16 protein-coding genes and 1 tRNA gene are annotated in these 20,165 nt (G+C 57.7%); 11 read left to right on the forward strand and 6 right to left on the reverse strand.

Annotated features, from left to right (window positions below):
- Window positions 1-75: 75 nt before the first annotated feature.
- Together R6V78_RS19695 and R6V78_RS19700 are read left to right on the forward strand one after the other, a co-directional pair.
- A complete protein-coding gene (locus R6V78_RS19695; RefSeq protein WP_410291097.1) occupies window positions 76-798 on the forward strand; it encodes an anaerobic ribonucleoside-triphosphate reductase activating protein in 723 nt (240 codons plus the stop codon).
- Window positions 799-1,081: 283 nt separating this feature from the next.
- Entirely contained in the window at window positions 1,082-2,524 is a 1,443-nt protein-coding gene (locus R6V78_RS19700) for a choice-of-anchor U domain-containing protein (protein ID WP_410291098.1), read from the forward strand.
- Window positions 2,525-2,676: 152 nt separating this feature from the next.
- Here R6V78_RS19700 and thiD read toward each other — a convergent pair whose 3' ends face one another.
- Entirely contained in the window at window positions 2,677-3,489 is an 813-nt protein-coding gene (thiD, locus tag R6V78_RS19705; RefSeq protein WP_410291099.1) for a bifunctional hydroxymethylpyrimidine kinase/phosphomethylpyrimidine kinase, read from the reverse strand.
- A gap of 160 nt (window positions 3,490-3,649) precedes the next feature.
- On the opposite strand from thiD, the gene R6V78_RS19710 reads away from it, so the two are divergent.
- Entirely contained in the window at window positions 3,650-4,210 is a 561-nt protein-coding gene (locus R6V78_RS19710; RefSeq protein ID WP_410291100.1) for a hypothetical protein, read from the forward strand.
- Window positions 4,211-4,347: 137 nt separating this feature from the next.
- Here R6V78_RS19710 and nifA read toward each other — a convergent pair whose 3' ends face one another.
- Window positions 4,348-5,871, reverse strand: a complete 1,524-nt coding sequence (gene nifA, locus R6V78_RS19715) for a nif-specific transcriptional activator NifA (protein WP_410291179.1) — start codon at window positions 5,869-5,871, stop codon at window positions 4,348-4,350.
- A gap of 193 nt (window positions 5,872-6,064) precedes the next feature.
- Between nifA and R6V78_RS19720 the strand changes: the two genes are divergently transcribed.
- Window positions 6,065-7,240 carry a DNA polymerase IV gene (locus R6V78_RS19720; protein WP_410291101.1) on the forward strand — a complete coding sequence of 392 codons (1,176 nt, stop codon included), beginning with the start codon at window positions 6,065-6,067 and terminating at the stop codon, window positions 7,238-7,240.
- A 118-nt stretch (window positions 7,241-7,358) separates the two neighbouring features.
- Here the strand turns inward: R6V78_RS19720 and R6V78_RS19725 are convergent, their stop codons facing one another.
- Complete coding sequence (locus R6V78_RS19725) at window positions 7,359-8,351, reverse strand: tRNA 4-thiouridine(8) synthase ThiI (protein WP_410291102.1); 993 nt, start codon at window positions 8,349-8,351, stop codon at window positions 7,359-7,361.
- A 302-nt stretch (window positions 8,352-8,653) separates the two neighbouring features.
- Between R6V78_RS19725 and R6V78_RS19730 the strand changes: the two genes are divergently transcribed.
- From R6V78_RS19730 to R6V78_RS19740, 3 genes are all read left to right on the forward strand, one after another.
- Window positions 8,654-9,145, forward strand: coding sequence for a (2Fe-2S)-binding protein (locus R6V78_RS19730; protein ID WP_410291103.1), 492 nt, complete (start codon window positions 8,654-8,656; stop codon window positions 9,143-9,145).
- Between the two features lie 5 nt (window positions 9,146-9,150).
- On the forward strand, window positions 9,151-10,029 hold the full coding sequence (locus tag R6V78_RS19735; protein WP_410291104.1) for an FAD binding domain-containing protein: 879 nt from the start codon (window positions 9,151-9,153) through the stop codon (window positions 10,027-10,029).
- A 62-nt stretch (window positions 10,030-10,091) separates the two neighbouring features.
- On the forward strand, window positions 10,092-12,362 hold the full coding sequence (locus R6V78_RS19740) for a xanthine dehydrogenase family protein molybdopterin-binding subunit (RefSeq protein WP_410291105.1): 2,271 nt from the start codon (window positions 10,092-10,094) through the stop codon (window positions 12,360-12,362).
- 203 nt (window positions 12,363-12,565) lie between these two features.
- Here R6V78_RS19740 and R6V78_RS19745 read toward each other — a convergent pair.
- Window positions 12,566-12,641, reverse strand: a tRNA-Ala gene (locus tag R6V78_RS19745).
- Window positions 12,642-12,680: 39 nt separating this feature from the next.
- Entirely contained in the window at window positions 12,681-12,902 is a 222-nt protein-coding gene (locus R6V78_RS19750; protein ID WP_410291106.1) for a hypothetical protein, read from the reverse strand.
- 111 nt (window positions 12,903-13,013) lie between these two features.
- Here R6V78_RS19750 and R6V78_RS19755 point away from each other — a divergent pair, with 111 nt between their 5' ends.
- From R6V78_RS19755 to R6V78_RS19770, 4 genes are all read left to right on the forward strand, one after another.
- The gene (locus tag R6V78_RS19755) at window positions 13,014-14,906 is read left to right on the forward strand and encodes a SurA N-terminal domain-containing protein (protein WP_410291107.1); all 1,893 of its coding nucleotides are present in this window, start codon (window positions 13,014-13,016) and stop codon (window positions 14,904-14,906) included.
- Window positions 14,907-14,961: 55 nt separating this feature from the next.
- Window positions 14,962-15,210: a hypothetical protein gene (locus tag R6V78_RS19760; protein ID WP_410291108.1), complete on the forward strand. Its 249-nt coding sequence runs from the start codon at window positions 14,962-14,964 to the stop codon at window positions 15,208-15,210.
- A 119-nt stretch (window positions 15,211-15,329) separates the two neighbouring features.
- Window positions 15,330-15,821, forward strand: a complete 492-nt coding sequence (locus R6V78_RS19765; protein WP_410291109.1) for a hypothetical protein — start codon at window positions 15,330-15,332, stop codon at window positions 15,819-15,821.
- A gap of 212 nt (window positions 15,822-16,033) precedes the next feature.
- Window positions 16,034-18,985 (forward strand): M16 family metallopeptidase, encoded by a 2,952-nt coding sequence (locus tag R6V78_RS19770; RefSeq protein ID WP_410291110.1) that lies wholly within the window; start codon window positions 16,034-16,036, stop codon window positions 18,983-18,985.
- An 84-nt stretch (window positions 18,986-19,069) separates the two neighbouring features.
- Here R6V78_RS19770 and R6V78_RS19775 read toward each other — a convergent pair whose 3' ends face one another.
- Window positions 19,070-20,164 (reverse strand): DUF4340 domain-containing protein, encoded by a 1,095-nt coding sequence (locus R6V78_RS19775; protein WP_410291111.1) that lies wholly within the window; start codon window positions 20,162-20,164, stop codon window positions 19,070-19,072.
- Window position 20,165: the final 1 nt, after the last annotated feature.

The raw sequence follows: 20,165 nt of genomic DNA on the forward strand, positions 1-20,165 counted from the left end.
ACGGGTCTGGTTGCCCCTCGACGATCGGTTTGGGTGAACCAACGGCTTGCGCATGCGACTGACGCAAAGATCCGCATGTCAATCCCACTCGGAGATGGATCCGTGATCCTGGCCGGCCTCCAGAAAAACTCGTTTATCGACTTTCCTGGAAAAATCAGCGCCGTGCTGTTCACCACCGGCTGCAACTTCGTTTGCCCCTACTGCCACAACGCGGACCTGGCGCGCGGCGAATACCCGACCCGCATCGAATCGGCGCAAGTCATTGATTTTTTAAAATCGCGCATCAACATGCTGGAAGGGGTTGTCATCACCGGCGGCGAACCCACCCTGGACAGCGGCATTTTCGATCTTTGCGGGTCCATTAAATCCTTGGGATATCCACTGAAGCTGGATACCAACGGCAGCCGACCCGATGTGCTTGGCCGGCTTCTGCAACAGGGGCTGGTTGATTTCATCGCCATGGACATCAAAGCCCCGCTGAACCGCTACGGCCCGTTTTCCCCCAACCCGAAAATCCATGAACGGCTGACAGCCAGTATCCGGATCATCATGGATTCCACTTGCGGCTATGAATTTCGCACCACCTGCGCAGCGCCGTTCGTCAACGCACCTGCGGTTGAAACCATCGCCAGAACGATCGAAGGCGCCGCCTGCTATGTGCTCCAGCCATTCAACCGCCGTGCCGCGTGCCTCGACCCCGAGTTCAACCGCCGGCAGGACCCGACCCTCTTTCCGGATGAAATGATACGGTTAAAAGCCCTGGCTGCACCCTTTGTCAGGCACTGCATAATCAGATAACCCTCCCGGCCTCCCTTTGTCTTCCCGCCATTGGGCCGATTACGGTTTTTGCGCATAAGCATTACTTGCCATTCCCGCACACCCGCGACCCGCCAGCGGAAATTTACCGGCATTTTTTTCCATTAGAATTAATTTACAAACGAATTCAAATAGATGTATCACGATGGCCACAATTATTGACCACCTGGCAAAACAATTGCTCTGAGGCAGGCAATCATTCCAACGGATACGCACAGACACGTCCCTGCGCCTCCATAAACGATCAGGAGAATTGCCTTCGACCATGCTAAAAAAGCCACTGCAACCGACCCTTGCCCGCATCATCGCCATCATTGTTCCCATTGTCCTTTTGCATGCATCGATTTCAGCCATGGCTGCCAGTGTCACCCTTCGCTGGGATCCCAATACCCCCACTCCCGAAGGCTACCGGGTGTTCGCCCGCAGGAGTGACCAGGCCTATAATTACAGCCAACCCCACTGGCAAGGCAAGGCCGACACCTGCACGCTGAACACACTCGCAGACCAGAGCGAATATTTCTTCGTGGTGCGCGCCTATGACGGCCCAATGGAAAGTGCCGATTCCATCGAGGCCCATTATATTCCGCCGGTGTCGGACAGCGACAACGACGGCATGCCTGATAATTGGGAAATCGACTTCGGTCTGAATCCAGCTATGGACGATGCCGATGGAGATCTCGATGGGGATGGCATCAGCAACCGCGATGAATACCGCGCCGGCCTGAAACCCGATCACCCGGGTGCGGGCAACGCACCCGTGCAGCCCGCTGCCATCCACCCGGAATCCGAGGCACTGGTAAAGCACGATCCGGTGCTTGATGCCGGAAACTTTTCGGATACCGATGGGGACGCCCACATTGCCACGCAATGGCAGATATTCGACGCCGGCTCCGAAGCGTGTCTGCTCGACGCGGTCTCGGACAGCCGACTCAACGACTTGAAGATCCCCCTCCTGTTGCTGAAAGGTGATACCCGGTACTACTGGCGCGCACGGTTCTTCGACAGCGGCGGGAAGGCGTCGTTATGGTCGCTGGAAACCCATTTCATCACTGAAGCGGCCGAAAACGACCTTGACGGCAACGGCATTCCCGATGACCGCGAAGGCGACGGCCTGACGGCGGTTGGATTCCACACATTGTCGTCGCCGACCGCCGCCGGTGTACTCACGGGCATCCGCACGGATCCTGAGGATACCATATCGGTCATCGAACAGGCGTTTCTTGTGGATCCGGTTACCTTCGACATGGATGTGCATACACCCGATCAGCTGCCGCTTGAAATGGTGGCTTATAAACTGATTTTAACCCAGCCCGGTCAGCAGGCATGGGTAACCATAGACCTGTCCGGCCCGGCTCCGGCCGGAGCCCGCTGGGTGAAATACGATGAAGTCAACGGCTGGGAGGATTATTCGGACCACGCACAGTTTTCCGCCGACCGGCGTTCGGTCACCCTATCGGTCAAGGATGGCGGCTTTGGCGATGCTGACGGTGTTGTCAACGGAATCATCATCGACCCGTCAGGGTTGGCCACAAACCCCGAAAGCGGCATTTCCACCTCAGGTGGCGGTGGCGGCGGATGTTTTCTCACCACTGTGCACAACGACGCCGATCAGTTTGCCAATCAGAAAATTTATGCCTGGCGATGGCTCCAACGATCGATCGGCCGTCTGCTTGCCGTCGTGATACCGACAGGCGCAGATGAGCGTTAATTGCCGACCGCCGGATCGACACGGACCGGCGGCGCAACGGCAATACGCACAGGCGGCCACCAATGACCGGGGTTCAACAGGCGATGATCCGCCTGATCATTGGGTGCGCCGGCGGTGCAATGCTGAAGGAAGGGGGGCGGTCCGCCCCCGCTTCAGCCCACATCCACACCCGCCCGGCGGTACAGATCGAAAAAATGGTGCGTAGGCCCGCATCCCTTGCCTAAAGACAAGGCGTTTTCAATCGCCCCGCTGATATAGACCTTGGCATGGGCGACCGCATCGAAAAACGACTCTCCCCTGGCCATATAAGCGGCAATGGCCGACGAAAAGGTGCACCCGGTGCCGTGGGTATTGGGCGTATTGATCCTTGGGCTCTCCAGCAGCCTGAATTGCTCTCCGTCAAACAACACGTCCGTGGCGTTTGCCCGCCCCAAATGCCCACCCTTGACCACCACCATTTTGGCCCCCAGGGCCGCAATTTCCCTTGCAGCGCTTTTCATGGCATCGACATCGGCTATTGTTTTTCCCAGCAGGGCCTCGGCTTCGGGCAGGTTGGGGGTCACTACCCGGGCGAGCGGAAACAGGTGGTTGACCAAAGCCGTCCGGGCATCAGGCCGAAGCAGGCTGCACCCGCTTTTGGAAATCATCACCGGATCCAGAATTACCGGCGGAAGCACTTGGATGCTGTTTAATGCCCGGGCGATGGCCTCGACCAGGGCGACGCTGGCCACCATACCTATTTTCAGCGCATGAATGGAGAAGTCATCGAACAGGCAGACGATCTGATCGTGGACGATATCCGGCCGTATCTCCTGAATGGCAAACACCTTTTGCGTATTCTGCACCGTGACTGCGGTCACGGCACTCATACCGAACACGCCCAACGCCTGGAAGGTTTTCAAGTCAGCCTGAATTCCTGCCCCTCCCGACGAATCAGACCCGGCAATGGTCAAGGCCACACGCATAACGAACTCCTCAGGGTAAGGTTGTGATGGATCGGAAACCGGCTGTCAAACAGGTCACCAGCCGGAAGCAGGCCCAAAGGCTTTCCAATGGACATCCTTGGGCAAAAATAGTCCAAAAACACTTACAGGTTTCTGCTTAACTGCCGATAATGGGTATCAAATGCATCCCAAAACACGCTATCCTGTCAATCCGACCAACAATGCCGCGGGCAGAACTGCCGGCATCCTCATTGTTCTGATCCTCGTGATGGCCCTGGCCGGCGGTGGGGGTTATCTGGCCTACAACCAATATTACAAAAAGGAGCCGCTGCGAACCAAACTGGCCTCCATGAAAACGAAAGAGGAGCTGATCCGTTTTACACGCGACCACGTGTCGACGGCCCTATACCGGAATTTGATAATGCTCGACGATGTCGTGGTAATGATGGACAAGGAGCTGGTCCGGCTGAAACGGATCGGCAAAAAATTTCCCAACCAGGGCGGCATCGTGGCCTCCCAGACCGAGGCACTGACCATCGCCCGCGGCCGGCTGGCGTCTGTGCTGGTCGATGTGACTGCCAAGGCCGAAAAAATCTATGTCACCTGGCTGGTCGATCGTTCCAGAGGAACCGGTCTGATCAAGGCCCAGAAGGGAACCCTCACCCGCCAGTTGGCCGACGCCATCCGTGGCGAAGCCGTATTGATCAGCCGGATCCGAACCAATCCCGACACGGCAACCTGACAGCGAACCACAAAATTCCCCCGGTTCTGTCACGGGTGTCGGATATATGGGTGGTTGAATACCCTGGATAATAAGCAAAACACAATCCCTGTCCAAATCGCCTTCACCCTCCGTGTCAGATCATGTAAATTAATTTATTATCGATAGTTACGGTAATCCACCCCGTACTTTTTGGCCTTGTAGGCAAACCTGCGCACCGTGGTTTTAAGGATATCCGCGGCCAGGGTGATATTGCCCCGGGTATTCTTCAGCGAGTCGATGATCATCTCCTTTTCAAGCGCACCCACGGCGTCTTCCAGGGAGAGGTCCGGAAGCGTACCGCTCTCTCTGCCTGTCTGCAGCGTGGGCGGCAAATGGTAGCTGTGGATGGCGCCCTCCTCACAGAGCAGCACGGCGCGCTCGATGCAGTTTTCCAGTTCACGTACGTTTCCGGGCCAATGGTAGGCCATGAGCATGTCGATGGCCGGCGTCGAGAGCCGCTTGACCTCCCGCCCGTTCTCATCGGCGTAGCGCTCCAGGAAATGGTCCGCCAGCAGCAGGATATCCGTTTTACGCTCCCTGAGCGGAGGCATGTAAATGGGGAACACGTTGAGGCGGTAGTAAAGGTCCCCCCGGAAGGTGTCATCTTCCACCGCCTGTTCCAGGTTCTTGTTGGTGGCCGCAATGATGCGCACATCCACCTTGATGGTCCTGTGGCCGCCCACCCGCTCGAACTCCCGCTCCTGCAGCACACGCAGCAGCCGTACCTGCACGTCGGGTTCGATGCTGCCGATTTCGTCCAAAAAAATTGTGCCCTTATGGGCCAGTTCGAAGCGTCCCGGCTTCTGTTTGACCGCACCGGTAAAGGCACCCCTCTCGTGGCCGAACAGCTCGCTCTCGATGAGGTTGTTGGGAATAGCCGCACAGTTGACCTTGACGAAGGGTCCTTTGGACCGGGTGGAATTGTAGTGGATGGAGTTGGCCACCAACTCCTTGCCTGTGCCGCTCTCTCCGCGGATCAGTACGGTGGCGTTGCTGCGCGACACCTGGCTGATCATCTGGAACACTTCGCGCATCTTGTTGCTGTTGCCGATGATGTTGTTGATGCGGTACTTGTTCTCCAATTCGTCCCGTAAACGCTTGTTTTCTTCCCGCAGGGCCTCCTTCTCCAGGTGAATGGTTTCCAGGTTGATGGCGTGGCGGGCCAGCATGGTAGCCACCACCGCAAGCAGCTTGGTGCCCTCCTCCAGGGGATAATCCGGATCATAGGCCCGATCCACACTCAGCGCACCCACCACCCGAGTGCCCTTTTGCACCGGAACACAGATAAATGAGATCTCGCCCATGCCTTTGATCCTGCGCGATGCCGTCCGATTGAGAAACAGGGGTTCTTCACTGATTTTGGGGATGGCCACAGCCTCACCGGTTTCAATCACCCGACCGATGATCCCCTCACCCAGCTTGTATTTCACACGATCCATGGCACTCTTGGAGAGGCTGTGGGCCACCTCGATGCTGATTTCGTTTCTCAGGGGGTTTAGAATCGAAACCGTCCCGCGCTCCATCTGCATGATTGTGGAAAGAATATCCAGCACCTTGTACATGGATTTTTTAAGATCCAAATGCTCGTTAAGGGCATTGGATATCTCATAAAACAGGGTAACCTGTTCAATGGCTTTCATCTTCATGTCTGTTTATATGCCCTCTCTGTGGATATACAAAATGGTTGTTCCCGTGATAATTACAACATTTTTGTAATCTCTGGCAACCCCGGAGACCGATGAAACCGATTTATTTTTTGTTGACCGACAAGGTCACCCCCGAAAGCTCATAACGGGTCTTGAAAGCAGGACGGGCAGCGGCTATTGTGCATGCATGATTCTGCACATCGATATGGATGCCTTTTTCGCCTCGGTAGAGCAACTGGACCACCCGGAACTGAAGGGCAGGCCGTTGGTTGTGGGCGGCGGCTCCGGCCGCGGGGTGGTGGCAGCCGCCAGCTACGAAGCCCGGCGATACGGGATCCACAGCGCCATGCCCATGTTCATGGCCAGGCAGCGCTGCCCCCAATTGGTGATCCGGCCCTCCCGCAGAGACCGCTACAGCAGCGTTTCCCGATCAATTATGGCCATTCTTCAGCGCTATTCACCGATCGTTGAGCAGGTATCCATCGACGAGGCTTTCCTGGATGCAACCGGGTGCACCCGGCTGCATGGCCCGCCCGAGGCCATGGCGCGCGCCATTAAACACCACATCGGGCAGGAGGTCGCCCTGACCTGTTCAATCGGCGTGGCACCGTTGAAGTTTCTGGCCAAAATCGCTTCGGACCTGCAAAAACCCGACGGGCTGACCGTGATCAGCGATGAAATGGCCGCCGGTTTTATCACCGGTCTTCCCGTTGAAAAAGTGCCGGGTGTCGGTAAGCATGCCCACCGGCAGCTCATGCAAATGGGGATCGCCACGCTGGGAGACGTCCGGTGCGTCAGGACATCGGTTCTTGTGGATCGGCTGGGCAAATTCGGCCATCGTCTCATGGACCTTGCCCACGGGCGTGATGCATCCACGGTGGCACCCCATTGCCCCACCAAATCCATATCAACGGAAAGAACCCTGTCCGCCGATACCCGGGACCGGGAAACGTTGAAACAACATCTGCTGGCACAGAGCCAGGAGGTGGGTCGCCAGCTTCGCCGCCAGGGTCTGCTCGCCCGGACGATCACTTTAAAGCTGAAGGACACGAATTTCAGGCAGATCACCCGCAGCATCACCCTGGACTGCCCCAGCCACTCCTCGGAAACGCTTTATCGCACGGTTGAAGCACTGTTGGCACATCAGGCGGTGGACAAGGCAGTCCGACTGATCGGTGTGGGGGCATCGGCATTGATTGCCGATACCACGCCGCTGCAGACAGGCCTGTTTTCTGGTGAGGACCGCAAGGCGCGCGGATGGGAAAAAGTGGATCGCATCGTGGATCGGATCGCTGAACGCTTCGGCCAGTCGGCGGTCCGCCGCGGGTCTTTGAGCCCCCCGGACGACCTGTCCATGGAATAAACCTGGGGCGGAACCCACATGTTCAGGCCTGAAGCGCGTTCAAACGCCAAAGAAATGCCGCTTGCGGTCTTCCGTATTCGGGTTTCAGGCTTTCCACCTGCGCCATGTCAACTGCGCGTTAAATCAGAAAACCCTTATTCTCGGCAGGTGCGATTCCCATCACCATCACTTGGCGGCAGCGGCTGCCCACCTGAAGGTTTACGGCAACCGGTGTATGATTGGGTGCCTTGCTGTAACCGGCACAGATACCGGCTGCCAGCATCAGCATGGGTTCGCTGCCGGCGCCCGGCATCACCACCAGCGGGCCGGGAAAATTGTCGACTTTCAACACCACGTCGTGTTGCGGGTCGATGCACTGGCCGATCTGTTCGTTTTCCTGGCGGGTGCGGCCCACCACGATCTTGGTTTGGGCGTCGAGACGCATGTGCCGGCCGAATTTGAGCAGTTCAAGATCTTTTTCCGGATAAGCCTCCTGGTGGTCGAACAGGTCCTTGAGCCGGCGGCTGAAGGTCTTGTCCGTCAACAGACAACCGCCGGCAGGCGCCGGGAAGTCGGTTACACCGAATTTTTCGGCCAGCTGCAGCTGGGGTTTTCTTGACCGACCGGAGAGATCCAGCAGCCGTTCCCGGTCCACCAATCCTGCTTGTTCCGGAAGGGTCTCGGGCAGACATCGGGCCGAAAGGGGACGCAAAATGCGCCCATCATAACCGGAGTGTTTTTCGACATAACGCAATGAGGTGCGCGTCTGGCTCATGGGCCGCTGCCCCAGCACCTCCCCGGAAAAGAGAAAATCGAAACCCCTCTCGGTCATGATATCACCGGCCAGGCGGAACATCAGCGTGTGACAATCCATGCACGGGTTCATGTTTTTGCCGTACTTGACCGACGGGGAACGCATCATCTCCATGTACAGCGGGGTGATGGTGCGCACCATCAGCGGAACACCGGTGTTCTGCGACGCCTTCCTGGCCTTTGCCGATGAAAAAAAGGGCGTCTCGAACGATATCCAGTGAACATCGATACCCTGCACCCGCAGCACCAGGGCGCTTAATATACTGTCCAGCCCGCCGGAGCAAAGCCCCAGGGCGCGAACGGTCATTGAGTCAGGCATAATTCCCTTTCCTGGTCGTTCCTGCGAAACAGCGCCGACCTTTTGCAAGAGGGTAAAGATGCACCGGGCCCCTGTCAAGCGACGGCGCATCATGTGCCGGAACGCGTCGGATTAAAAACGGGTCATCTGCCCGATGCCACCGGAATAATCAAGCCCATGATCAACAAAACCGGTTTAGGCCTTGACGAAATACATAACAGCTATGATATGGCTTCCCTTAGAAGATGGATGCCCGCACAACGCAGCGCCGGACTTTCATCCAGTCTTCGGCCCAAAAAACCTCATCCCCTTGGGAGCATCGCATGAAACATGAAATCAGCCTGACGGTCAACGGCGACACCTATGCCCTGGCCGTAGACCCCTGGCGCACCCTTAATGAGGTGCTGCGCGAGGACCTCAACCTGACGGGGACCAAGCTGGGCTGCGGATCGGGAGATTGCGGCGCCTGCACGGTGATGGTGGGCGGGAAAACCATCAGTTCGTGCCTCACCCTGGCCGTGGAGATGGACGGCAGGGAAATCCTGACCGTGGAGGGATTGGCGCCTTCCGGCGAAACGCTTCACCCCATTCAGGAGGCCTTTATCGAAAAAGGGGCCATCCAGTGCGGGTTCTGTACGCCGGGCATGGAGATCTCCGCCCTGAACCTGCTCAAGACCAATCCGTCGCCCAACGACGCTCAGATCCGATCCGCCATCTCCGGCAACCTGTGCCGCTGCACCGGCTATAATAAAATTGTGGATGCCATTGCCGAGGCCGGCCGGCGCATGAAATCCCAAGCCAAGGCCAGGAGGTGAGGGCCATGCCGGTATCCCGATTCGAATACATCGCCCCCAAAAGCATCGAAGAAGCCTTAGCCGCACTTGCCAGGGGGGGCAAGGAGACCCGGATCATCGCTGGCGGCACCGACCTGCTGGTCAAGATCCGCCATCGTATGCTGTTTCCCAGGCTGCTCGTGAGTCTCAAGGGGATTGACGGTCTGAACGCAATCACCTTTGACCGAAAAAACGGGCTGACCATCGGGGCAACGGCCCTGCTGGCCGATGTCGCCACCCACCCGGCCATCCGCCGGTATTATCCCACCGTTGCCGAAGCAGCCGGGTCCACCGCCAATGTACAGGTTCGCAACATGGGCACCGTCGTGGGCAACCTGTGCAACGCCTCTCCCTCTGCCGATAATATTCCCACGCTGATGGCCATGGACGCGACCGCGGTCATCGCCGGTCCCGAGGGCTATCGCCGCGTGGCGCTTGATCAATTTTTCCAGGGACCGGGCCTCACCGCCCTGGCAGCCGGCGAAATTGTCACCGCCATCACCGTTCCCCCGCCTCCTGCCGGATCGGGTACGGCCTACCACAGCATCTCTCAGCGGAGCAAGCTGGACTGCTCCGCCGTAGGCGTTGGCGCCATGGTTGTCATGAAGGCACAAGACTGCACTGCGGTGCGGCTGGTGGTCGGCGCCTGCGCGCCGGTGCCCATGCGCACCCACAAAGCGGAAAAGATGCTCACTGGCAAACCAATGACCGATGCACTGGTTCGAAGGGCGGCCCAGGCGGCCTCGGAAGAGACCTCGCCCATCACCGATGTGAGGGCCAGCGCCCCCTATCGCTGGAAAATGGTTTCCGTTCTCACCATCCGTGCCCTGACCGATGCCCGGAAAATGGCCTTGCGCAAGCAATAGGGCCGACCGCATCCGCAACGGCCGCAAGGCGGAACCGCACACAAGCCAAAAAAGGATTTTCCATGAACATGCACCGCATCATCGGAAAGGACATTCCCCGAACCGACGGCCGGGCCAAAGCCACCGGCCAGGCCATTTATGCCGATGATATCAAGCTGCCCGGCATGCTTTACGGCAAACTGCTCCGGAGCCCCCTGCCCCATGCCCGCATCCTGAGCATCGACACCCGCAAGGCCGCAGCCATGCCCGGCGTGCACTGCATCATTTCCGGTAAGGACATCCCCCGGGTAACCTACGGGAACTGGCGGCTTTTCCCCGGCACCCAGGACGAATACGCCCTGGCCCTGGACAAGGTGCGCTTCATCGGTGACGAGGTGGCCGCCGTGGCCGCCGTGGACCGTGAGACCGCCGAAGCCGCCATCGAACAGATTAACGTGGAATACGAGGAACTTCCCGGCGTCTTTGATGTGGCCTCGTCATTGGCCAAGGGTGCCCCGGTGGTCCACGACACGTCGCCCACCAACATCAGCATCGACCGCAGGATCGCCTACGGGGATATCGAGGCGGGTTTCGCCGCATCGGACTACGTACGCGAGGACACCTTCACCGTCCACGCCGTCAGCCATGCCTACATGGAGCCCTGCGCCTGCGTGGCCCAGAGCGACCTGGACGGCCGCATCACCTTGTGGACCTCCACCCAGACCCCTTACATCGTTCAGTGCCTGCTGGCATCCACCCTGAACATGCGCGAGAACGACATCCGCGTGATCAAGCCGGTGGTCGGCGGCGGGTTCGGCGGCAAGATGGAGCTGCGTCCATGGGAGTTCTGTGCGGCTTTCATGTCCCGTCAGACCGGCCGACCGGTGAAGTTCACCCTCACCCGGGAAGAGGAACTGGCCTTCGGCCGCCGGCGCCACCCCATGACCATCCGATCCAAAGTGGGGTTCAAACGGGACGGCACGCTGGTCGCCAAGGACCTGCACATCTATCTCGACGGCGGCGCCTACAACGCCATGGGCCCGACAGCCACATTCCTTTCCGGAAACTTCGGGGCCATGCTCTATCGCTACCCCAACTACCGTTACCTGGGGGAGCACGTTTACACCAACAAACCACCGTCCAGCGCCATGCGCGGCTTCGGCGCCCCCCAGACCCTCTTCGCCGCCGAGACCCAGATGAACATGGCCGCCGAGGAACTCGGCATCGATCCCATCGAGATTCGCTTGAAAAACGCCATGGTGTCCGGTGATGAGCTTCCCGGTGTGGCCACGATCAGCTCCTGCGGTTTCGTGGAATCCCTCAAGGAAGTACGCCGCATCAGCGGCTGGTCGCGCAAGCGCAAGGGCCTCAAAAAGGGCCGCGGTGTGGGTATCGGCTGCTACAGCTTCATCTCCGGGGGTGTCTTCAACTGGTTCAATACCCAGTACCCCTTTTCGGCTGCTGAAGTGCGCGCCTTTGCAGACGGCACCGTCCATCTGCTCAGCATGGCCTCGGACATCGGCCAGGGATCGGACACGGTGCTCAAGCAGATCCTGGCCGAGACACTGGGGCTGCAGATGGCAGACGTCCGGCTGACCGCCGCCGACACGGCCATGACTCCCCAGGCGGACCTGGGCACCTGGGGCAGCCGGGTGACCCTCATGGCCGGCAACGCGGTTCTGGACGCAGCCGATAAAATCAAGAAAAAACTGGCCGGCGCCGTTTCGGCCCGCTTCGACCTCAACGTCATCTTCGACATCGAATTCAAGGATGGGCGGGTGTTTGCGGCAGGCAAGCCGGACCGCGGCATGACCTTCGGTGAGGCGGTGGCCTTTGTCCAGAAGACCCAACGCGGCGAACCGCTGGTGGCCAGGGGTTCCTACACCCCCCGGGGCAAGGGGCTGGTGAGCCCGGCCTTCAGCTTCGGCGCCCAGGTGGCCGAAGTGAGTGTGGACACCGACACCGGCCTGATCCAGGTGGAGAAGATGTGGACCGCCCATGACTGCGGCACGGTGCTCAACCCCATGGCCGTGGAGGGCCAGTTGGAGGGATCCGTGCAGATGGGTCTGGGCTACGCCCTGTCCGAGCAGTTTGTCATGAACGGGGGAAAAACATTGAACACAACCTTTTTGGACTATAAGATCCCCAACGCCGCAGACATGCCCCCGGGGGAGTCGGTGTGCATCGAGACCTACGAACCCGAAGGCCCCATGGGCGCCAAGGAGGCCGGCGAGGGGCTGGTCTCTCCCACGGCGCCGGCCATCGCCGAAGCGGTATTCCACGCCGTCGGCTTTCGCTGCAAGGACCTGCCCATCACACCGGAAAAAGTGCTCAAGGGATTGGGCAAGTTATAGGCAGTGCCCATCCGTCAGCCGACATGGGCTTGCAGCCACTCCCCGGCAGGCTGGACGCCTTCAGCCAGAAAAGCAGCCCATGACCGCAAAATCCGATGCCGCCACACGTTCAGATGACACCCACAGCCGCACACACGGCAGGCCGCAAAAGGAAAAAGGGCCAACCGGTGCGACGGCTAACCCTTCCTCATTTTTTGTTTTTTTGGTGGAGCTGAGGGGGCTCGAACCCCTGGCCTCATGACTGCCAGTCATGCGCTCTCCCAGCTGAGCTACAGCCCCAAAAGCGAAAGCGCAACCTAACAAAATCGGTTTTCCATGTCAACGCAATTTTTTAATGACCGTTTCCATTTTACCGCCATGCAATAAATTGAAAACAGAGAAGTTGCCATACCTACCGCCTGCAAAATGGGAAGCCGGCAGCGTGAACGGTAAACTGTTGACAAATTGCGCCTCAACACTTAATGTCAATCGTTTGAAAAGATGGGATATTTTGACGGATAGGCCCGCGGTGGCAACCCAATCGGTGGCGCGTCCGGTCATGGTCCCTCTCTTTTCATCGGTTCCGGTGGCCGGTCAGTTAAACCAAAACCAACATCAAAAGCGGGATCCGACTGGAAACCCTGCATAATGATCAAAAAGAAGAGGTCGTGAATGCTCAACGTGATGCGCAAACATGCTGGCAGTTGGATGATCAAAGTAATTCTGTTCGCTATCGTAATCGTGTTCGTGTTCTGGGGCGTAGGCAGTTTCCGCTCCCGCGAGGCATCCAGAGTCGCCACCGTCAACGATGAAATCATCACCGCAGTCGATTACCGGCGTGCTTACAACAATCTGATCGATCAGTATCGCCAGCGATTCGGTTCCAGCCTCAATGACGGAATGATTGAAATGCTCCAGATCAAAAACCAGGCACTGAGTCAACTGGTCGATCGCACCCTTATCCTGCAGGAAGCCAAAAAACTGGGGTTGCGGGTTTCCGATGCCGAAGTTGCAGAATCGATCATGAATACGGCAGTTTTTCAAAACAACGGATCGTTCGATAATCGTCGCTATCGCAGCATCCTTGAACAGGTCCGCCTGACACCGGAAGAATTTGAAGCCGAACAGAAAAACGTTTTGCTGGGTGAAAAGCTCACCCGGATTATCATGGGGGCCGCCAAGGTGTCCGAAGCGGAAGCACGCCTGTGGCATGATTGGCAAAACACGTCTGTGAATGTCGACTACGTTCTGTTCGAACCGGCCGGGCAGAGCGTAACCACACCCTCGGCGGAGGAGATTGCCGCCTACTTCGAAACCGTGAAGGAAAACTACACCACCGACCCGATGGTCAACGTCCGATACGTGGTGTTCGACCCTCAGGCCTATCAAAACCAGGTCGTGGTGGCTGATGAAGAAATCACCGAGTACTATGATGCCAACCTCGCCCAGTTCAAGACTGAGAAAACCGTCGAAGCCCGCCATGTGCTGATCAAGCTGGATCCAGACGCAGACGAAGCCGCCGACCTGGAAGCCAAAACCAGGGCGGAAGCCATATCAAAAATGGCGGCAGCCGGTCAGGACTTTGCCGAACTGGCCAAGACCTATTCGGAAGGCCCAACCAAAGACAGCGGCGGCTATCTGGGCAAGTTCCAGCAGAACCAGATGGTCAAACCATTTGCCGACAGGGCATTTTCCATGGCCGCGGGTGAAACCAGCGAACCGGTAAAGACCCAATTCGGATGGCATGTCATCAAGGTGGAGTCCGTGGAGGAAGCGTCCACCAAAACTCGGGAACAAAGCAGGCAGCAGATCGTCGGCACCCTTACCGAAAATAAAGCACGCAACCTGGCCTATGACCAAGCCGAGAAGTTCTATGAGGGGTGTTTTGAAAAGGATGACCTGGTCAAGAATGCCAAGACATACGGCCTTCCCGTGATGGAAACCGGTTGGTTCAACCGTCAGGGGCCGGAAACACTGGGCGAAGACAAAGGCGTCTTCGCCAATGCCGCTTTTACACTCAAGGTGGATGAGATCAGCGATATTCAGGATATCGGCGGGCGGTTTTACCTCATCCAGCCCACGCAGTCCATCGATGCCGCCATTCCCGCTCTGGAAACGGTCAAAGCCAGGGTTGCAGAGGATCTGACCAGAAAAATGCAGGCGGAAAAGGCGGAAAAGGAAGCCGAGGCGATGGCGGCTGACCTGCGTGCGGGCAAATCCTTCGAAGAGAGTGCCGGCAGCCGCGGTGCAGCGGTAAAGCAGTCCGGCCTGTTCACACGCAGTGCGGCGATACCCGATATCGGTTCCGACCCGAAGTTTTCTGAGGCGGCCTTTCAACTTGCTTCAGTCGGAGCGGCCAGCGATGCGCCGATTCAAGGTAGTGCTGGATTTTACCTGCTGCGGCTGGCCCAAAGAAAAGCACCTGCTGCGGACACTTTCGAATCCGAAAAAGACGGCATCACGAACATGCTCCGGCAACAAAAGCAAAGAACCCTGATCCAGGATTGGGTCGATGCACGCAAAGCAGAAAGCCAGATCACCATCGAGGAAGCATATCTTGAGTAGCGGAGTACCCCGGAAAGGGATCAACTGCTGTCAGAAAGGATAAGATGGGGTTGACATGAAAACGCCAAACGCCTCAATGGGATCCGGCAGACCCGCCGGGTTTGTTTCCAAAAAATGCCCGGAATGCATGGAGTACATGCCTCTTAATGTGCAAGCCTGTCCGTCCTGCAAGCTGCCCGTCGGAAAGATCAACAAACACGGCATGGCCTCTCGCAAAACGGACTGGAAAGGGTATGCAACGGCCATCGCGGCCTGGCTGTTTTTCTTCTTTTATGTCTGGTGGGCCTTTCTCAGAGAAAATTGATCCGATTTGCTGCTTCACGGGTCTATCCTTCCATATTTAAACCCGACGAACCAATTCTCAAAACAGGGGTTGACAATAAAAGAGAAATATAATAGGGCTCAAAATAACTATCTAAATTCTTGACCAAAACCGCTTTAACAAGGAGGCTCGCGCTGATGAAAGATGTTCAGAGGAAACTTTTAGCAATTTCCACCAAGTTGTCTTCTCTCGCTGATCAGGTGGAGAAAATGGTCAAAGCCATTGAAGCAGAAAGTGCCAAGGCGGTCCCGGTGAAGAAGGCAAAAACAGCGCTGAAAGCAAAAGCGCCGGCAAAAAAGGCCCGCGCTGCCAAAAAGCCAGCCAAGGCCAAAGCGGCACCCAAAAAAAAGGCGGCTAAACAACCGGCGCCCGCTGCAGAGGAGGCAAAATCCGCCGCGGCTGCGGAATCAGCAACCCTGCTGGACAACATCTTCGGGATGATCAGCAGAAGCCGAAGCGGCATCACGGTCGAAAGACTTAAAAAAAGAACCGGATTAGAGGCCCGTCAAGTGAGCAATGCTCTCTACAAGTTGACCAAAAAAGGAAAGATCGAAGCCCTGTCGCGGGGTGTATACGGCAAGAAGAAAAGTTAGCCGTCGACCGCCTGCAGCGCGTACCACCGGATCACCGAACCCGCTTCACACAAGCCTTCCTGCGCCATCTGTCCGATGATGCCGCCGGAAGGCTTTTCTTTTTCCCGGGCATCCACCCGGCATTGCCTTTGTGCGGCACTGTATTACTATTAATTTTGTCGTCGGCAAGACAAACGTGATGGCATTTGACCCCGATACATAAAGGACTCCTGATGACCCCCATTTGCAAGGTTGGAAATAAACACAAAAGCGTTTCTGGACGCATCGCAGGCATATCGCTGGTAATCGCACTGCTGGGATGGATCGGCATCTGTACCGGCATGGATTCGTCTGCATCGATTCTCAAGCCGGCCTACGCCGCCTCCGGGCAGCCGCTCAGCGAGGAACTCCCGCTATCGACATGGCCGCATGAAACCAGCGACCTGGCACCAGACCCGGCGATTACCTTCGGGCGGCTGACCAACGGGTTTCGCTATGTCCTCATGCAAAACCAACGTCCGCAGGATCGGGTTAGTGTCCACCTTTACATTCGTGCCGGCAGTTTGAACGAGTCCGAAGAACAGCGGGGGATCGCCCATTTTCTCGAACACATGCTTTTCAACGGATCGACGCATTTCCCGCCCGGGGAACTGGTGCGCTACTTCCAGAGCATTGGCATGCAGTTCGGCAATGACGCCAACGCCCACACGAGTTTCAAAGAAACCGTATACGACATCATCCTGCCGGCAGGCGATGAAGCCAATCTGAGTAAAGGATTGCTGGTAATGCGGGATTATGCCATGGGTGCACTCCTGCGCGAAGACGAGGTCAAGCGGGAAAGCGGGGTCATTCTCGCGGAGATGCTTACCCGGGATTCGGCGAACTACCGCACGTTTAAGGCTACCCTCGAATTCGAGCTTCCGGACCTTCTGGCATCCAGACGATTGCCCATCGGCAAGCCGGATGTAATCGAAAATATGGACAGTGCGCAGCTCAAGTCTTTTTATGACGCCTGGTACCGGCCGGACAATATGGTGCTGGTGATGGTGGGAGACTTTACCATCCCTTTGGCCGAAAAGCTTATCAACCACCAGTTCAGTGATTTTAACCCCAGGGCGCTGCCCCCCGACTCGCCGGACCTCGGCAGCATCGACCACAAGGGGTTGAAGGTTTTTTTCCACCATGAACCGGAAGCGGGCGGCACGACGATCAGTATCGAAGCGATTCGTTCGCATGAACATGTTCCCGACTCCCTGGTTATTCGACGCCGGGAGATGGTGGCGGACTTGGCTGACCGGATTGTTCAGAATCGACTCGAGGCCCGGCTGAAAAAACCGGGAGCACCGTTTACATCTGCTGCCGTGGGCAGCGGCATCTACCTGAATCAGATCCGCTACGCGGAAATTTCTGCCGACTGCAGCGACGGAAACTGGCAGCCGACGCTTTCGACCCTGGAGCAGGAGGTGCGGCGGGCGAAGCTGTTCGGCTTTACCGAAGCCGAACTGGCGCGGGTTAAAAAAGAGTGGGTAAGACGGCTGGACAACGCGGTGAGAGAAGCACCCACGCGCAACAGTACTGCATTGGCCAGGAGCATTATGCGACACCTGGCAGACGACCGCGTTATCCAATCCCCGGAACAGGAAAAAAGACACCTGCTGCCCATGGTGGCGCCCGTCACCGTGGAAGAAGTCCACCAGGCTTTTGAGGAAAACTGGCCCAATGACCATCGACTGGTCCTGGTGACCGGCAACGCAGATCTGGAAAACGCGTCACCGAAGTCAGCGGAATCGCTGATTCGCGACACCTTCCTGGCCTCGGCCAGCAGCATCGTCGAGCAACCCGAAGCCGATGCCATCGCTGTGTTCCCCTATCTGCCGGAACCGGAGGAGAGCGGTACGATCGTTTCCCGGGAGGTGCTGGAAGATCTCGGCATCACCCGCATGATGTTCAAAAACGGCACCCGGCTCAATTTGAAACGCACCAATTACAAAACCAACGAGGTTCTGGCCAACCTCATCTTCGGCAACGGTCGTTCCGCCGAGCCGGCGACCCTTCCGGGCTTATCCATGTTGACCGAAGCGACGATCAATGAAAGCGGGCTGGAATCGCTGGACAGCAATGAACTGGAACGCGCCCTGGCTGGTAAAAGCACCTATGTCGATTTCAGAATCACGGACACGCACTTCAATTTTTTCGGAGAAACCATATCCGATGAGGTGGCCCTGCTCTTCAATTTGTTCTACGCCCACATCATCGATCCCGGTTTCCGAGATAATGCCTTGGCGCTGGCCCGCGAACGGTTGCACCAGGACTATCAGTCATTCTCCAGATCGATCGAAGGGGTGATGCGGATCAAAGGGTCGCGGATCCTGGCCGGAGGAGACAGCCGTTTCGGCATGCCTTCGTTTGATAAGATCCAGGCCATTGGACTGGATGATATCCGGAACTGGATCGGGCCCCAGTTGGAGGGTGCCCCATTGGAGCTGTCCGTTGTCGGCGACTTTGATGAAAACGAAGTTGTCGAACTGGCCCGGCGGACATTGGGTGCGTTGCCCGATCGACGCCGCAGCCCGCAAAGGGTCAGGCCCGACCTGCCCCATCTGCCCACCGGAACCGTCAACCGAATCGATGTTGAGACCCAGATCCCCAAGGCATTGGTTGTGGCCGCCTGGCAGACGGAAGACTTCTGGGACATCAGCCGCACCCGTCGGCTTTCCGTCCTTGCGGATGTCTTTTCCGAACGCCTCAGGCAGCAGATCCGGGAGAAGCTGGGGGCATCCTATTCCCCCCATGCCTTTAACCAGGCCAGCCGTGCCTACCCTGACTACGGTGTGTTTCAGGCTTATGTCAACCTGGCGCCGGACCAGACCGACACCGTACTGGCGGAAGTCAAGGCCATTGCCAAGGACCTGGCCACCAAGGGCATAACGGTCGATGAACTGGAGCGGTCGGTTGACCCGATTCTCACCTCGATCAAGGAGTTGCGACATACCAACGGATACTGGCTCAACAGCGTGATGACCGGATCAACGCAGCACCCCCAGCAATTCAAATGGGCCAGAAACTTCATGGAAGACTATGCCGCGGTGTCCGTCGAGGAGCTTGACTCCCTCGCCGCAGCCTACCTTACCGATGCGCGGGCATCGACCATCATCATTCAGCCGGAACGGAGATCAAAGGATTGAACGGCGCAGGTGAGCCGGTTGGACCCCAATGAAAACAGTCGGGAAAAGTCCCCAGCCGTCGGATCTCAGGCGCCGGAACGCGCCTTATTCCCCCTGTTTCAATTCATCAAGGAGCGCTTCCGGCTGGGTAATAAAACTGTCGAATTGCCATTTCTTAACCTGGAAGACCCATGGGCTTAGTTCTTCATTAAGCTGGCTGGCCGTTTTCGGCGCAGGCGCGGCATCCGCTTCGGGTTCGAGCGGCTTCTCCTCACGCGCTTCTACGTCTGATGCAGCCGGTTCAGGCGTAGACGCTGCTGCAAACACCCGCAGGGAGCGGTTTTCCTTGCCGTCATATTCAGGGACGATTATCACCTGTCTACCGTCATAGAGCTGGTAAACCAGGCGCGTTGTGCCTGGCGCTGCCCCCGGGGGCTTGCCGTTTCCGGCCTGCACGTCGTCAATGCTCAGCGGTGCAAGGGCGTCGAGCACCTGATCAATTTTAGCCTGATTGGCTGTCCTGCCAGGTGGGACAGGTGCCAACACGGCCGGATCTCCCTTACCGGGACGGGATAGCGTATAGACCGGCGTCCCCTCGTTTTCCCCAAAACAGGTCACCGACTTCACGTCAACGGCCTTGATGTCCAGGATCTCCTTTTCCAGCCACTCAGCCGGCTCGGTTTTCAGGAACTGAAAACTGCCGTCAACGAGAAAGACGGTATCGCCAGCGGCCATTTTCAGGTACTGACCGCCGCCCGTCTCACGGCTCTGGCCCAGAATAACATCGGCAAGAACCTCACCCGACTGATCCTTCAAGGTGATCTGTTTTCCTCTGCCTGAAGGTTCTGGTGCGGACGGAGCCAGCAGGGAGAGTCGGGCCAAACTCTCGGGAGAGGCGGGGAAGCTGCGCCCTATTTTCAGGCGGGAGAGCTTGACGACCATATCCCTGAGTTCATCGAAATCGGCTGGATACCCGCTGCGCTCCTGGACCTGCCAGAACGCATCGCCCTTTACCAGCGTCACCTCGCTCTCGGCATCGGCGATGGTTACGCTGACCACCGCGTTAACCGGCAGGTCGGCAAATAATTGGTCTCCCATCTGCACATCACCGGAGCGCTTCTCGCCGCCATATCGCAGAAACGAGAGGGCTGCCAGAACCCCCGCCGCAGCCAGCAGTATCAGAACCGTCTTTGCCTTCATC

The organism is Desulfosarcina sp., from assembly GCF_046496365.1.
In the GTDB taxonomy this organism is placed as follows: domain Bacteria; phylum Desulfobacterota; class Desulfobacteria; order Desulfobacterales; family Desulfosarcinaceae; genus Desulfosarcina.